This is a genomic window from Nocardioides sp. JQ2195 (assembly GCF_012272695.1).
Lineage (GTDB): Bacteria > Actinomycetota > Actinomycetes > Propionibacteriales > Nocardioidaceae > Nocardioides.
This window is the reverse complement of record NZ_CP050902.1, coordinates 2,378,145-2,392,290: the sequence shown is the minus strand read 5'-3', so window position 1 is coordinate 2,392,290 and position 14,146 is coordinate 2,378,145. Positions and strand designations below refer to the sequence as shown.

General features: G+C 70.1%; 17 protein-coding genes. 7 read left to right on the top strand and 10 right to left on the bottom strand.

The features are described 5' to 3' along the window. Nucleotides 1-86 precede the first annotated feature (86 nt). Nucleotides 87-593, top strand: coding sequence for a flavin reductase (locus ncot_RS11340; protein WP_168617702.1), 507 nt, complete (start codon nucleotides 87-89; stop codon nucleotides 591-593). 68 nt (nucleotides 594-661) lie between these two features. Beyond that, nucleotides 662-1,003, top strand: a complete 342-nt coding sequence (locus ncot_RS11335; protein WP_168617701.1) for a DUF2200 domain-containing protein — start codon at nucleotides 662-664, stop codon at nucleotides 1,001-1,003. Between the two features lie 49 nt (nucleotides 1,004-1,052). On the opposite strand, the gene ncot_RS11330 is transcribed toward ncot_RS11335, so the two are convergent. The 3 genes from ncot_RS11330 to ncot_RS11320 all read right to left on the bottom strand — a co-directional run bounded on the left by ncot_RS11330 (nucleotide 1,053) and on the right by ncot_RS11320 (nucleotide 4,147). After that, nucleotides 1,053-1,619, bottom strand: coding sequence for a DUF2231 domain-containing protein (locus ncot_RS11330; protein ID WP_168617700.1), 567 nt, complete (start codon nucleotides 1,617-1,619; stop codon nucleotides 1,053-1,055). Nucleotides 1,620-1,702: 83 nt separating this feature from the next. Beyond that, the gene (locus ncot_RS11325; protein WP_168617699.1) at nucleotides 1,703-2,815 is read right to left on the bottom strand and encodes a homoserine O-acetyltransferase; all 1,113 of its coding nucleotides are present in this window, start codon (nucleotides 2,813-2,815) and stop codon (nucleotides 1,703-1,705) included. Between the two features lie 45 nt (nucleotides 2,816-2,860). Then, nucleotides 2,861-4,147 (bottom strand): O-acetylhomoserine aminocarboxypropyltransferase/cysteine synthase, encoded by a 1,287-nt coding sequence (locus ncot_RS11320; protein WP_168617698.1) that lies wholly within the window; start codon nucleotides 4,145-4,147, stop codon nucleotides 2,861-2,863. Nucleotides 4,148-4,340: 193 nt separating this feature from the next. On the opposite strand from ncot_RS11320, the gene ncot_RS11315 reads away from it, so the two are divergent. After that, a complete protein-coding gene (locus tag ncot_RS11315; RefSeq protein ID WP_168617697.1) occupies nucleotides 4,341-4,637 on the top strand; it encodes a DUF4235 domain-containing protein in 297 nt (98 codons plus the stop codon). A 58-nt stretch (nucleotides 4,638-4,695) separates the two neighbouring features. Here ncot_RS11315 and ncot_RS11310 read toward each other — a convergent pair whose 3' ends face one another. The 3 genes from ncot_RS11310 to ncot_RS11300 all read right to left on the bottom strand — a co-directional run bounded on the left by ncot_RS11310 (nucleotide 4,696) and on the right by ncot_RS11300 (nucleotide 7,079). Continuing rightward, a complete protein-coding gene (locus tag ncot_RS11310) occupies nucleotides 4,696-5,370 on the bottom strand; it encodes a DUF6766 family protein (protein ID WP_168617696.1) in 675 nt (224 codons plus the stop codon). Between the two features lie 106 nt (nucleotides 5,371-5,476). Next, the gene (locus tag ncot_RS11305) at nucleotides 5,477-5,866 is read right to left on the bottom strand and encodes a hypothetical protein (RefSeq protein WP_206065375.1); all 390 of its coding nucleotides are present in this window, start codon (nucleotides 5,864-5,866) and stop codon (nucleotides 5,477-5,479) included. A gap of 34 nt (nucleotides 5,867-5,900) precedes the next feature. Further along, nucleotides 5,901-7,079 (bottom strand): alcohol dehydrogenase catalytic domain-containing protein, encoded by a 1,179-nt coding sequence (locus ncot_RS11300; RefSeq protein WP_168617695.1) that lies wholly within the window; start codon nucleotides 7,077-7,079, stop codon nucleotides 5,901-5,903. A gap of 138 nt (nucleotides 7,080-7,217) precedes the next feature. On the opposite strand from ncot_RS11300, the gene ncot_RS11295 reads away from it, so the two are divergent. Next, a complete protein-coding gene (locus ncot_RS11295; RefSeq protein WP_168617694.1) occupies nucleotides 7,218-7,361 on the top strand; it encodes a GPGG-motif small membrane protein in 144 nt (47 codons plus the stop codon). Nucleotides 7,362-7,375: 14 nt separating this feature from the next. Then, nucleotides 7,376-8,377, top strand: a complete 1,002-nt coding sequence (locus ncot_RS11290) for an NAD-dependent epimerase/dehydratase family protein (RefSeq protein ID WP_168617693.1) — start codon at nucleotides 7,376-7,378, stop codon at nucleotides 8,375-8,377. 264 nt (nucleotides 8,378-8,641) lie between these two features. On the opposite strand, the gene ncot_RS11285 is transcribed toward ncot_RS11290, so the two are convergent. The 4 genes from ncot_RS11285 to ncot_RS11270 form a co-directional block, all read right to left on the bottom strand. After that, nucleotides 8,642-8,839: a CDGSH iron-sulfur domain-containing protein gene (locus ncot_RS11285; RefSeq protein WP_168617692.1), complete on the bottom strand. Its 198-nt coding sequence runs from the start codon at nucleotides 8,837-8,839 to the stop codon at nucleotides 8,642-8,644. A gap of 164 nt (nucleotides 8,840-9,003) precedes the next feature. Further along, nucleotides 9,004-10,011: an iron-containing redox enzyme family protein gene (locus ncot_RS11280; RefSeq protein ID WP_168617691.1), complete on the bottom strand. Its 1,008-nt coding sequence runs from the start codon at nucleotides 10,009-10,011 to the stop codon at nucleotides 9,004-9,006. 96 nt (nucleotides 10,012-10,107) lie between these two features. Beyond that, nucleotides 10,108-10,758, bottom strand: coding sequence for a methyltransferase (locus ncot_RS11275; protein ID WP_168617690.1), 651 nt, complete (start codon nucleotides 10,756-10,758; stop codon nucleotides 10,108-10,110). A gap of 58 nt (nucleotides 10,759-10,816) precedes the next feature. After that, nucleotides 10,817-11,401 (bottom strand): isochorismatase family cysteine hydrolase, encoded by a 585-nt coding sequence (locus ncot_RS11270; protein WP_168617689.1) that lies wholly within the window; start codon nucleotides 11,399-11,401, stop codon nucleotides 10,817-10,819. A gap of 78 nt (nucleotides 11,402-11,479) precedes the next feature. On the opposite strand from ncot_RS11270, the gene ncot_RS11265 reads away from it, so the two are divergent. Next, nucleotides 11,480-13,642, top strand: a complete 2,163-nt coding sequence (locus ncot_RS11265) for a catalase (protein WP_168617688.1) — start codon at nucleotides 11,480-11,482, stop codon at nucleotides 13,640-13,642. After that, a complete protein-coding gene (locus tag ncot_RS11260; RefSeq protein ID WP_168617687.1) occupies nucleotides 13,639-14,121 on the top strand; it encodes a hypothetical protein in 483 nt (160 codons plus the stop codon). The genes ncot_RS11265 and ncot_RS11260 overlap by 4 nt, the downstream gene beginning before the upstream one ends. Nucleotides 14,122-14,146 lie beyond the last annotated feature (25 nt).

Here is a 14,146-nt window from a genome sequence, read left to right as displayed (position 1 = left end):
CAGCGCCGTGACCGACGGCGCGGCGGAGCGGTGGTGCCTAGGCTGGAGGGTGAACCGCTCACCTGCACCGCGACGAGAGGAAACCGATGGACGACGCGTTCGATCGACTGATGGCCGCGGTCGATCCGGCCCTGGTCGTGGTCACCACCGCTGTCGAGGGCGTGCGTGCGGGATGCCTGGTCGGTTTCCACAGCCAGTCCAGCATCGATCCGGAGCACTACTGCTTCTGGTTGTCGAAGGCGAACCACACCTATCGGGTCGGGTTGCGCGCCACCCACTTCGGGCTGCACTTCCTGCCTGCCCACCGACGGGACCTGGCGGAGCGGTTCGGCACCGTCACCGGTGAGGACGCCGACAAGTTCGCCGGTCTGGAGGTCACGAGCCACGAGCACGGCGTCCCCCTGCTGGCCGACTGCCCGAACCGGATGGTCCTCGAGCGCATCTCGCTCCTGGACGTGGGAGGCGACCACGTCAACCTGGCCACGCGTGTGCTGCATGCCGAGCACGGCGGTGAGTTCACGCCGCTGCGGGTGTCTGACGCGGCCGGCCTCGAGCCCGGCCACGGCAGTGAGGAACGCTCGATCGAGCCCTGAGCCCTGAGCCCGGAGCCGTGAGCCCCGAGCCGTGAGCCCGGAGCCCTGTCCCCGATAGGCTCGGGGTCGTGCACAAGATCTTCGCGACGAGCGTCGCCTCCGTCCATCCCCACTACGTCGCCAAGGTGGAGCGCAAGGGCCGCACGAAGGCCGAGCTCCACCAGGTGATCGAGTGGCTGACCGGCTTCGACGAGCAGGCCCTGCAACGCCACCTGGACGCCGGGACGAGCTTTGCGGACTTCTTCGACGACGCTTCGCTCAATCCGAACGTCACGCTCGTCAAGGGAGTCGTCTGCGGCGTTCGGGTCGAGGACATCGAGGACCCGCTGATGCAGAAGATCCGCTACCTCGACAAGCTCGTTGACGAGCTGGCGAGGGGGAAGGCACTGGAGAAGGTGCTCAGGTCGTGAGGGGCGGGGTGCTGCTGACCTCGCTGCACCCGGCCGATCACTGGCAGCGTCAGGGCAGGTCTGGCGCGTCGAACTCCGGGTGACGGCTGCCGACCTTGCGGGCCACGGCCAGGTGACCGCCCAGGAAGCCGGCCGCACTCGCCACGGCTGCTCCGGCCAGCGCTCGTCGTGCACCAGCGCGCTGGTTGCCCCTGCGGCGGGCGATCCAGGACGAGGCATAGAGGCCGATCGCGACCCCGTTGCTGACCGCGTGCACGAAGCCGACCCGCTTGTCGGTCGGGCCCGCCTCCGACCACTCGGCCCAGCCGGTCCACGCGGTCGGGCCGACCACCACGAGACCGGTGCCGACCAGGGTCCGGGCGGCGTCGGGCCATCGGCCGCGACCGACGACGTCGAGCACGGTGGCCGACGTCCACGAGCCGATCACGAAGTCCGTGAGCAGGGGATGGAGGGCGTGGCCCAGCCAGTCACCGCGGAGCACCCGGCCGCGCGCGCCAGAGCCGAACAGCCGGCGAACCTTGGGCTCGAGTGCATGGACGGGGCCGTCGAGTGCTTCGGCGTCCTCGAGGCGCCGGGTCAGGCGTACGAGGACGGGCAGCTGGTCGAGGGAGCTCATCGGTTCCTCCTCGGTGGGATCGTCTGACTCCACCCTGCTCCCGGCCGCGGCCGGGATCAACCCCCTCGCCGGCCGTCCTCGCGTCAGGCGAGGAACGCGGCGATGCGCTCGTGGTAGCCCGGAGGCTGGAGCAGGAACGAGTCGTGCCCGAACGGGGAGGACAGCTCTGCCCGGTCGACCTGCACGCCGAGCTTCTCCAGCTCGGTGGCCATCCGCACCGACTGCGCAGTGTCGAAGCGCCAGTCGGTGTCGAAGGAGGTCACCTGGAAACGGGTGCGCGTCGTGCCCAGGGCGTCGGCCGTCCAAGGGTCACCGAACGGGTCGAAGTAGTCGAGCAACCGAGTGAGGTAGAGGTAGGACAACGCATCGAAGCGGTCGAGGAAGACCTTGCCCTGGTGCTGGAGGTAGTGCTCCACCTCGTAGTCGGGTTGCAGTGTCCAGTCATCGCCCCGGGACGTGCGCCGGTGGCCGAACTTGGCGTCCAGCGACTGGGCGGAGACGTAGGTGACGTGCCCGATCATCCGGGCGACCTTCTGCCCGCGCCACGGGAAGACGCCCTGCTCGATGTAGCGGCCGTTGCAGAAGTCGGGATCGGACATGATCGCCTCGCGCCCGATCGTGGAGAACGCGATGTTCTCCGGCGTCAGGCGCGACGACGCGGCCACCACGACGGCCCGGTCGATCGCCTCCGGGTCATCGATCGCCCACTGCAGCACCTGCATCCCGCCGAGCGACCCGCCGACGGCGGCGTACAGCTTCTCGATGCCCAGGTGGGCGGTGAGACGCCGGTGGGCAGCGACCAGGTCGGTCATGTGCAGGATCGGGAAGTCGAGGCAGTACGGCGCCCCGGTGGCCGGGTCGTTCGACAACGGGCCGGTGCTGCCGGAGCAGCCACCGAGCAGGTTGGGGGAGATGACGAAGAAGCGGTTCGTGTCGACCGGCTTGCCGGGCCCGATCAGGTTGTCCCACCAACCGCGCTTCTTCTCACCCACGTGCAGCCCCGCGGCGTGGGCGTTGCCGGTCAGGGCGTGACAGATGAAGACCGCGTTGTCGCGCTCCGGCGACAGCTCGCCGTAGGTCTCGTAGGCGATCTCGACGTGGTCGAGCCGACCGCCGCCACGCAGGCGCAGCGGGTCGTCCGGACTGGCCAGGACGACCCGCTGTTGCTCGACGTGGCCGAGCGTGCCGCTCGCCATCAGGTGTTCACCGCTCGGATCAGCGTGGTCTCGTCAGGGCTCGACTCACTTGCTGGCCAGGAGCGCCTGCTCCAGGTCCGCGATGATGTCCTCGACGTTCTCGATGCCGATCGAGAGGCGCACCATGTCCTCGGGGACGCCGGCCGCCTCGAGCTCCTCGGGCTCCAGCTGGCTGTGCGTCGTGGTGGCGTTGTGGATCGCCAGCGACTTCGCGTCACCGATGTTGGCCAGGTGGCTGAACAGGCCCAGCGACTCGATGAACTTCTTGCCGCCCTCCCGGCCGGACTTCAGGCCGAAGCTCAGCAGGCCGCCGTAGCCCTTCCCGGTGCCGATGCGGTCGTGCACCTCCTTGTGGGCGCTGTCCGCCAAGCCCGGGTAGCTGACCCACGACACGGCGTCGTGGCCCTGCAGGAACTCGGCGACGGCCAGCGCGTTGGAGCTGTGCCGTTCCATCCGCAGGTGCAGGGTCTCGAGGCCCTGGAGGAACAACCACGAGTTCATCGGGGTGGTGGCCGCTCCGGTGTTGCGCAGCAGCACGGTGCGGGCCCGGATGATGTACGCCGCCGGGCCGGCCGCGTCGGTCCACACCACGCCGTGGTAGGCCGGGTCCGGCTTGGTGAGGCCCGGGAACCGGTCGGAGTTGCCCGCCCAGTCGAACTTGCCGGAGTCGACGATGACACCGCCGATGGAGGTGCCGTGGCCACCGATGAACTTGGTCGCGGCGTGCACCACGACGTCGGCACCCTGGTCGATCGCGCGCACCAGGTACGGCGTCGGGGCGGTGTTGTCGATGATCAACGGGAGGCCCTGCGCGTGCGCGGCCTCGGACCACGCCGGGATGTCGACGACGTTGATCTTGGGGTTGCCGACCGTCTCGCCGAAGACCAGGCGGGTCTTGTCGTCGACGACCTCAGCGAGGTCCTCCGGCTTCTCCGGGTCGACGAAGCGCACCTCGATGCCGAACTGCGGCAGGGTGTGCGCGAACAGCGCGTAGGTGCCGCCGTACAGGGTCGACATCGCAACGATGTTGTCGCCGGCGTTGGTCAGGTTGAGCACGGCGTACGTCGTGGCGGTCGAGCCGCTGGCCACGGCGAGCGAGGCGACGCCGCCCTCGAGCTGGGTCATCCGCTGCTCGAAGACGTCCTGCGTGGGGTTCATGATGCGGGTGTAGATGTTGCCCGGCTCGGCGAGGCTGAAGAGGTTCGCCGCGTGCTCGGTGTCGTTGAAGACGTAGGACGTGGTCTGGTAGATCGGCACCGCCCGGCTGTTCGTGGTCGGGTCGGCTTCCTCCTGACCGGCGTGGACGGCGACGGTCTCGGGACGGTAGGTCATCTCTTCTCCTGGCGATCGATGAAACCACGAGCCTAGGCAGAAGCCGAGCGCCACTCCAGACCCGTCCAGTGAGCGGTCACCTCCGACGGCTCCCGGGCCCGGCACAGTGCGTGCGGGAGCGGGTGAGGAGCCGCCCGGTGGGTACCTCATGGGCCGACAGATGTGAGTGACACACACCAACGGGAGGTCCGTCATGAGCAAGGAAGAACCAGGCACGACGTCCGCGAAGATCCTCTACCGTCCGGTCGGCCTGGTCGCCTCCATGGCGGCCGGGCTCACCGCGAGCATGGTCTTCCGCTGGGTGTGGGGCCGCCTCTCGCGCGGCGAGGACCAGGATCCGCCGAAGGCCCTCGAGAGCGAGTACGGCCTGCGCGAGGTCCTCATGGCCGCGGTGGTGCAGGGCGCCATCTACGCCGTCGTCCGGGCCCTGGTGGATCGTGGCGGCGCCCGGGCCTTCCAGCGGGTCACCGGGGACTGGCCGGGCAACTGAGCGCCCGCCCCGCTCGGGCGCGACGGGGGAGACCGCCTCGCCGGCTCCGGGGGCCGGCTCAGCCCTCCAACCCGGTGGCGCCGTGCGGCGCCCCGACGGGCTTGCTCTCCGGTGAGCCCCGCTGGCGCAGGTAGATGGCCAGGACCGCCATCGAGCCCACCGCCAGGAGCTCCGACTGCCAGTTCTGCAGCGTCCGGGCCCAGAAGTCGGCGTTCGCCAGATAGGCAGGCCACGAGATCGGGTCACGCAGCTGCCCCACGCGAGTCTCGTTGTAGGCCGCCCACCCGGCAACGGACTGGACCAGCCACGAGGCCAGGAAGATGGTCGCCATGACCAAGGACAACGACCACGAGTAGAGCGCGGTGCGCACGCCGCCGACACGGGCCCAGCGCGGTGAGTCGTCCTTGGCGTGTGGGCCCACCATCTGGTCCTCGTCGGACTCGAGCCCTGCCTTCCCGAGCTCCTTGGACTCCGGTGAGCCCTTCTGCAGGAACCACACGGTGGCCGTGATGTAGAGCAGGAACTGGAGGTACTCGCTCTGCCAGTTCTCCGTCACGTCCACGGCGAAGTCCGCCGACAGGAGATAGCGACCCAGAGTGATCTGGTGGTAGCCCTCGCCCAGCTGCTGGTCGTTGAACTGGTGCCAGCCGGCCAGCGCCTGACCGACCAGGGCCAGGATGAACAGCAGGCCGAAGACGAGACTGAGCGAGTTCTCCTTGATGAACCGACGCATGGGCAACCTCCCGATGAGGGCTACTGGTGTTGGAGGGCGGTGACCAGGGTGATGGCCAACCCGGCGATGATCACGCACAGGTAGGCGACGAACATGAGGCGCATCCTCAACCTCCCTGGACCGAGCAGTCGTAGGGCTTGTCCTTGCGGGGCGTGCATCCGGCGGCGACGACGCGCCACCCGTCGCCGAAGCGGCTGAGGAACAGGGTGTCGTGGGCGAAGCTCACCTGGGCCGTGGTGCCGAAGACCTGCACGGTGTCGAGCCGACCCGGTGGGTCCAGCTCCTCGCCGGAGAGTCCCTTGGCGCACGAGCCCCCGCCGGAGTCCGCGAGCTCGGCGCGGGTCGGCGGGGCGAGGTGCTGGCAGGCCCTGGACCAGTCGGCGTGGTCCAGGGCTGCCTCGAAGCCAGCAGCACGATCTCGTACGTCGTCCTCCTGGCCGTTGCTGCAACCGGAGCACAGCAGCAGCGCCGTCACTCCGAGGACCAGCATCCGCATCACGGGCGTCACCCTTCTCGGTCGGTGGATCCCGTCACGGGTTGAAGACGACCTTGACCATGCCGTCGTCCTTGGCCTGGAAGGTGCGGTAGGCCTCGGGCGCCTCCGACAAGGGGAGGTGGTGGGTCGCGAAGCTCTCGACCCCCAGCGGGTCGTCGGGCCCGTCGAGGAACGGCATCAGGTCCTCGGTCCACGCGCGCACGTTGGCCTGGCCCATGCGCAACTGGACCTGCTTGTCGAAGAGCTGCAGCAGCGGAATCGGGTCCACCGCGCCGCCGTAGACGCCAGCGATCGAGATCGTTCCGCCGCGGCGTACGGCGTCGAAGGCGGTGTTCAGCGCCGCCATCCGGTCGATGCCGGCCTTGCGCATCATCGGCTCGGCCACGGCACTCGGCATCCGGGAGATCGCCTTGGTCATCCCCTCTACGACGGGAGAGCCGTGGGCCTCCATGCCCACTGCCTCGACCACGGCGTCGGCGCCGCGTCCGTCGGTCAGCTCGCGCACCTGTTCGCCGACATCCCCGGAGCTCAGGTCGATCGTCTCCGCGCCGCGCGCGCCGACGCGGGCCAGGCGTTCCGGGACACGGTCGACGGTCAGCACCCGGTGGCCGGCGTCGAGGGCGAAGCGGGTGGCCATGTCGCCGATGGGACCGGCGCCCAGGACCAGCACGGTGCTCTCGGGGGCCGGGTCGGCGTACTGCAGGGCCTGCCACGCCGTGGGCAGGACGTCGGAGAGATAGAGGAACCGATCATCGGAGGGGCCGTGCGGGACCTTGATCGGGAGCTGGTTGCCGAACGGCACCCGGAGGTACTCGGCCTGCCCACCGGGCACCTGCCCGTAGAGCTTGCTGTAGCCGAACAGGCTGGCACCCGTGCCCTGGTCGCGGTTCTGCGTGGTCTCGCACTGCGAGTGCAGGTGGTGCTGGCACATCCAGCACGTGCCACAGCTGATGTTGAACGGCACGACGACACGGTCGCCGACAGCCAGCTCGCGCACCTCCGGGCCGACCTCGACGACGGTGCCCATGGGCTCGTGCCCGACGACGTCGCCCGGGGTCATGAACGCGGTCAGCACCTCATAGAGGTGCAGGTCGGAGCCACACAGCCCGGTCGAGGTGATCTCGACGATGATGTCGTCGGGGTCGATGATGCCCGGGTCGGGGACCTCCTCGACCCGCATGTCGCGCTTGCCCTGCCACGTGACGGCCTTCATGGATTCCTCCTCGAGATCGTTGTCCCCGCGCAGTACCCGCAAGGCGCGTGAGCAGTCGGCACGGATGAACTTCGATCCGTTGGGTACCGGGCGGCGCGCGGCGGACACTGGGTCCGGCCGCAGACATGGAGGGATCACATGACAGTCATCCTGCTGATCATCGCCGCCATCCTGGTCATCAGCGGCATCGTTGCGCTGGTGCGTGGACAAGTCCTGTGGGGAGCAGTGCTGATCATCGTCGGCCTGCTCGTCGGCCCTGGTGGCGTCAGCATCTTCTCGTAGGTCGAGGAGATGCAGTGAAGGTCGTCGTCACCGGCGCCACCGGAAACCTCGGCAGCGCCACCGTCCGCGTCCTCTCCGCCGGGGGTGGAGAGGACGTGGTCGGTGTTGCCCGGAGGCGTCCCGAGGGCATGGGACAGACCGTCGACACGTCCGTGGAGTGGCGTGCGGCCGATGTCGCGACCGACGACCTCACACCCGTGGTCGAGGGAGCCGACGCAGTCGTGCACCTCGCCTGGAAGTTCCAACCCACGCACCGGCCCGAGGTCACCTGGGCGACCAACGCAGTCGGCACCCGCCGTCTGCTCGCCGCCGTGGCCCGGGCCGGTGTACCGGCCGTCGTGTGCGTCTCGTCGGTTGCGGCCTACTCCCCGGTCGACCACGACCACCCGGTCGACGAAACCTGGGACACCGACGGTGCCTCGCCGGCGGCGTACTGCCGCGAGAAGGCGTACGTCGAGCGGGCTCTCGACGCGTTCGCCCTCGCCCATCCCGAGGTGCGACTGGTCCGGGTTCGCCCGGCCTTCGTGTTCCAGCGCTCCGCTGCCAGTGAGCAGCGGCGCATCTTCGGCGGGGCGTTGGCCCGGCCGAGCCTGCTCGACCGGCGGCGGATCCCGGTGCTGCCGGTGCCGGCGGGCCTGCGGTTGCAGGCGGTCCACGCCGGCGACGTGGGCCGGGCCCTGGCCGCCGTGGCCACCACCGACGTCAGTGGAGCGTTCAACCTCGCCGGTGACGGAGTGATCGCTCGTGAAGAGCTCGGGGAGCTGTTCGGGGCACGGACCGTGGAGGTTCCTGCCCGGTTGGCGAGCGCCGGACTGCAGGCTGCGTGGCGCGCCCGCGCCCTGCCGGTTCCCGGCAACCTGCTCGACGCCGTGATGCAGCTCCCGCTGATGGCGACCGACCGCGCGGTGCGAGACCTCGCGTGGTCGCCGCAGCACACCGCGGCCGACGCCCTGGAGGCCGTGCTCAGCGGAATGCCCGCGCGAGCGGGCAGCCGGATGCCGCCGCTGCATCCCTGACCCGCAGCCGTCGCCCGTCCGGCTGCGGCCAGCCCGCCGCCCGCTCGTGCGTCGAGAGCCCCGTACGCCGCACGTGCGCCGGAGGCGTGGGGCCGCTCGTGCGTCGAGGGCCCGTACGCAGCACGTGCGCCGGAGGCGGCGGCCGTGTGTGCGTCCGGCCCCGCGACCCGTGCGTGCGTGCGTGGAGCCGCATGCCTGCGTCGAGGCCCGCATGACGTGGGCCCAGGCGGAGCAGGGACGGCCTCGTCGGCCGCCACCGCTGATTCAGCTGCTCGTCTGTGCCGAGGCCCGGGGAGTGACGAACTTGTGCGTGCCGTCGCACCACGGCTGCCGTTGCGACCGCTCGCAGCGGCACACCGCCACGACGGGTCGGGTGACCGGGTGCTCCTCGCCGTCCTGGCCGACCCACGAGGCCGCGCCGCGCACGAGCAGCGGTCCGCCCGGGCAGTCCTGCGTGCGCACCTCCTGACCGACCGGTCCGGTCTGCCGGGTCTGACTGGTCCGACCTGCCGGATCGGTCTGACTGGTCTGACTGGTCCGACCGGCCTGACCGGCGTGAGCGGACGACGGACCGGCCTGAACGCCGGGGTCACCTGTGCCTGCCCCGGGGCCTGCCGCGGCGCCCGTCATGCCTGGACCCCGACCAGGTGTCGGGGAGCCGGCCGGCTCCACATGTCGACCAGCGCCGCGCCGGCCAGCCCGTCCAGTCTCAGGCAGCTGGCCGCACCGAACAGCACGTCGTCCGCGAGCTCGGGCTCGGCTTCGACCAAGGTGCCGCAGATGTTGCGGATCGCGAGCTGCTCGTGCACCGCGTCAGCCTCGACGTGCTCGTCGAAGTAGGCGGCGGTCACCTCGGGCAGGCCGAGGCGTTCGATGCCGGAGACGATGCGTCGGCAGGGGGCCGAGCTGGTGGCCTCGAAGGCGGCCAGGTGCCCGAGGGCGGCACCGCGCAGTCGTCGTCGCAGTGCGAACATCGACATCACGTTGTTGACCGCCAGGGTGATGGCGCTGGCCTCGTCAACGTGGGCTCCGTAGGCGCTGTCCAGCCCGATCGCCTCCATGGCGCGGGCGAACATGGTGGCATGCAGCCGCTCGGGTCGCCCGGCGCCGTACTCGTCGTACTGCAGCTCGGCGAGCGCCGCCTTCGCCGGCCCGTCGAGCCGGGGCAGCACGAAGCTCTGCGGGTCCGACTCCTTGAGCTGGTAGACGCTGCGCTGGCGCAGGAAGTCGGCGAACTGCTCCTCGGTGGCGTGGCGCTGCAGGTGCGACGCCAGGGAGCCACCGTCCAGCTCGTCGATCAGGTGGTTCAGCTGCTCGGGCAGGTCGCCCGCGCTCGACGCTGCGCGGCGTACGTCGTCGGCGGTGAGGCGGCGCAGGGTCTGCTCGAGGCACGCCTCCAGCATCGTGCGCGAGTGGATCAGCAGGGGATCCCACTCGAGGTCGGGGTCGACGTCGTCGAAGCCCCGGTAGTGCAGCTCGAAGAGCATCCACAGGGCCAGCTGGACGTCCTCGTTGACGAGGAGGTCGTCGTCCTGGAGGGGGAGTGCGGTGACGACCGGCGCATCCATGGCTCGGTCGGCAAGGACATGTGCCACCTGCTGGCTGAGCGGGCCGCGCGGTGCGGGCAACTGCATGGGACCACCTCCCGGGAGTGTGTGCGGCAGAGGTACCCAGTGCCGGGCTGATCAGTCGCGATCGTCGTCGACTGACCGGGTCATCCCGGGAGCAGGTCAGGCAGGCCGGCCCAACAGCATCAGGACTCCGCTCTCACCGAAGGTGCGCACCTCGGTGGTGGCCAAGTCGATCCGCTCATCCGCCATCCAGTCCCCGAGGTCGTCGGCCTGCGCCACGGTGCCGAGCTGCACGACGGCTGCCCCGTCGGGGTGCAGGCACTGGTCGATGGTGCTCACGCAGGCGCGGGCCAGCGTCAGTCCGTCCGTTCCACCATCGATCGCCAGCTCCGGGTCCTCCGGGAAGCGCCCGACGTGCTGGCTGGGCACCCATGGGGGATCGGCGATCACCAGCGGGAAACGCTCGCCCGAGTCGAGACAGTCGACCACCGGGCGCTGGCGCACCTCGACGAGCTCGGAGAGCCCCGCGACGGCGGCATTGCCGCGACCGAACTCGCAGGCCACGGGATCGATGTCCACGAGGACACCACGTCGGCCGGTGCTCTTCATCGCCAGCAGGCCGATATGCCCCACCCCGGCGCACAGCTCGAGGATCGGGCCGGAGGGGACCTCGTCGGCGGCCTCCGTGGCCCAGGCCGACTGCGCGGCCGTCCACGGTCGCGGCGCCAGGACACGGTTGTCGTAGACGATGGCCACGTCGCCGAACGTCAGCTGTCGGGTGGTCGGGTCTGCCGGCTGCGAGGTCTGCATGCGTGGCGTGTACCCAGCGCCGGCATCCTGATGCCGCGCCCCGGGCGCGGGTCGCCGGTCAGACGGGGCGTGCCGTGAGGTCGGGCCCGGAGCCGTCGGTGATCTCGGCGGTCGAGAGGCTGCGGAACCTGAACTCCTCGCACATCACCTCGAGCGTCGGTCGGTGGAGCTCGGGACGGTGAGAGGCGATGGCGTCCTCGGCAAAGACCACGTGCAGGTTGTGGGCGTAGGCGTCGCCGGCGGTCGCGGCCACGCACGTGTGGGTCGAGACCCCGGAGAGCACCAGCAGGTCGACGTCGCGCTCGCGCAGGAGATCGCTGAACCCGGTGTGGTGGAAGGCGCTGTCGCGGGTCTTGACGACCTCGGTGCCGCCGTCGACGGCCAGGCCATCGACGAGCTGGGCGTCGTCGTCCCCGGCGATCAGGAAGCCCTGGTCGTCCTCGAGCATGCTGAGTGTCCAGGTCGACCGGTCCGGCAGGTGCTCGGTGCGCACCCGGATCACCGGCATCTCCTGTTCGAACGCCCAGCGTTGGAGGGCGTTGCACTGCTCCACCAGGGCGTTCGTCCGGGACTCGAGGGGGCCGGAGGCGAAGAACGCGACCTGCATGTCGATCAGCACCAGGGCCGGAGTGGATCCGTTCACGGGCGCCAATCTACTGGGGAGCTGTGGTGCATCCCGCCGAGACGGGTACCGGAGTCGTCCCCAGACCAGGAGGCTTCGATGACATCCGATCGCCAGCGCGCCCAACCGGCCGGCAACCCCACCGCCCGCACCGAGGCACAGGGCTCACCTGACCCACGCACCCCGACCGGGGCCACGGAGGGAGCCGATCCGACAGCACGTGGTCAGCAGGGCGAGCTCCTCACGACCGCGAACGGCGCTCGTCTCCGCGACACCGACCACTCCCTCAAGGCGGGTGCCCGCGGGCCGGTCCTGCTCCAGGACCACCACCTGCGCGAGAAGATCACCCACTTCGACCACGAGCGCATCCCGGAACGCGTGGTCCATGCGCGCGGCGCGGCCGCCCACGGGGTGTTCGAGGGCTATGGGACCGCAGCTGCGGTGACCCGTGCAGCGTTCCTCGAGAAGGGACGGCGTACGCCGGTGTTCACCCGGTTCTCCACCGTCGTCGGCTCCCGTGGATCGGCCGACACGGTGCGTGACACCCGTGGCTTCGCCACCAAGTTCTACACCGACGAGGGCACCTTCGACCTCGTCGGCAACAACATCCCGGTGTTCTTCATCCAGGACGCCATCAAGTTCCCCGACGTGGTCCACGCCGCGAAGCCGCATCCCGACCGTGAGATCCCGCAGGCGCAGAGCGCCCACGACACCTTCTGGGACTTCGTCTCGCTGCACACGGAGGCGCAGAACCACACGATCTGGTTCATGGGTGATCGCGGCATCCCGCGGTCCTTCCGCATGATGGAGGGCTTCGGCATCCACACCTTCCGACTGACCAACGCCGACGGCGACACGTCGCTGGTGAAGTTCCACTGGAAGCCGGCGCTCGGCGTGCACTCGCTGACCTGGGAGGAGGCCCAGCTGGCCGCCGGTGGCGACCCGGACTTCCACCGTCGAGACCTGGCCGACGCGATCGAGGCCGGCAGCTTTCCCGAGTGGGAGCTGGGGATCCAGGTGTTCCCCGACAACGAGGAACAGGTCTTCGAGGGGATCGACCTGCTCGACCCCACCAAGTTCGTGCCCGAGGAGCTCGCCGAGGTGCAGGCGATCGGTCGCTTGACCCTGAACGCGAATCCCACCAACTACTTCGCGGAGACCGAGCAGGTCGCCTTCCACCCCGGCCACCTGCCACCCGGCATCGACGTGACCGACGACCCGCTGCTGCAGGGGCGGTTGTTCTCCTACATCGACACCCAGATCACCCGCCTCGGGGGACCCAACTTCGCGCAGCTGCCGATCAACCGTCCGCACGCGCCCGTCAACGACATGTTGCGTGACGGCTTCGCCCAGCAGGGCGACCACACGGGGATCGCGCCCTACCACCCGAGCTCCCTCGACGGTGGGTGCCCGTTCATGGCCACCGACGACGACCGCCCCTTCACGGACGCGCCGGTGAGGATCCCCGAGTCGGTGAAGAACCGTGAGCTCGCCGAGTCGTTCGACGACCACTTCAGCCAGGCTCGCCTCTTCTGGTCGAGCATGAGTGCCCCGGAGAAGGAGCACATCATCGGCGCCTACAGCTTCGAGCTCGGCAAGTGTCACGACCCGGCGGTCAGGGAGCGCCAGGTGCAGTGCCTGGCCCAGATCGACCCGGTGCTGTGCCGTGAGGTGGCAACGGCCCTCGGCCTCCCGGTGCCCGAGCCGGAGGAGGCCCTGGCCGAGGTCACCGCGTCGTCGGCACTGACCCAGGTCGGCGAGACCTGGCCGGTCGACGGACGCAAGGTCGGCATCGTCGCCGACGTCGACCACCCGGAGGACCTCACCGGGCTCGTCGAGTCGATCACCGAGGCCGGGATGGTGCCCCTGGTGATCGCAGCCCGCGGTGGAGAGGTCGGCGGCGTGGTCGTCGACCGGACCTTCGCCACCGGGCGCTCGCTCGAGTTCGACGCACTGCTGCTCGCGGGGAACCCGGCGGCAGCACCTGACGCCATCCCTGCCCGGGATGCCAAGGCCGGTGCTGATGCCGATCAGCGGCCCGACCCGAGAGTCACCCTGCTGGTCGAGGAGTGCTGGCGCCAGGCCAAGGCGATCGGCGCGTGGGGCGCCGGAGAGGACGTCCTGGTGGCGTGCGGCGTCGACGGGAGCCCCGGGGTGCTCAGTGGTGACGACGCGCCCTCCCTCCTGCCCCAGGTGCAGGAGCTCCTTGGCTCGCACCGGGTCTGGGAGCGGTTCCCCAGCCGACTCGAGGGGGAGTCATGAACAGTGAGGTCCTCGAGGGACACCTGCAGCACCACTGGACAGGGGCGACGGGAGGAGTCGCCTTCTTCGACCGGGTGGCGCGCACGCTTCCGGACCGGGAGGCGGCCGCCCAGGTCCGCGACATTGCGCGCGAGGTCAACGACGACCGCGAGTCGTTGCGTCGCATCATGGTGTCGTTGGGCTTCCCGCCATCTCGCACGGGGGCGCTGGTCGCCCGTGCCGGAGAGTGGGTCGGCCGGTTCAAGCCGAACGGCCGCGTGATCAGTCGTTCACCCCTGACCGACGTCCTGGAGCTGGAGGCCCTCCGTGACGCGGTCTCCGCCAAGCGGATCGGGTGGCAGCTGCTGCGCGAGCTGGCCGAGCACGACGGGAGGATCGATCCACGGCACGTGCAGGGCCTCCTGGACCGTGCGGACTCGCAGCTGGACAGGCTCCAGCAGCTGCACCTGCAGGTCGCGATGGACCGAATCCTGGAGTGAACGACGGCCCGGAGCGGTGGCTCGG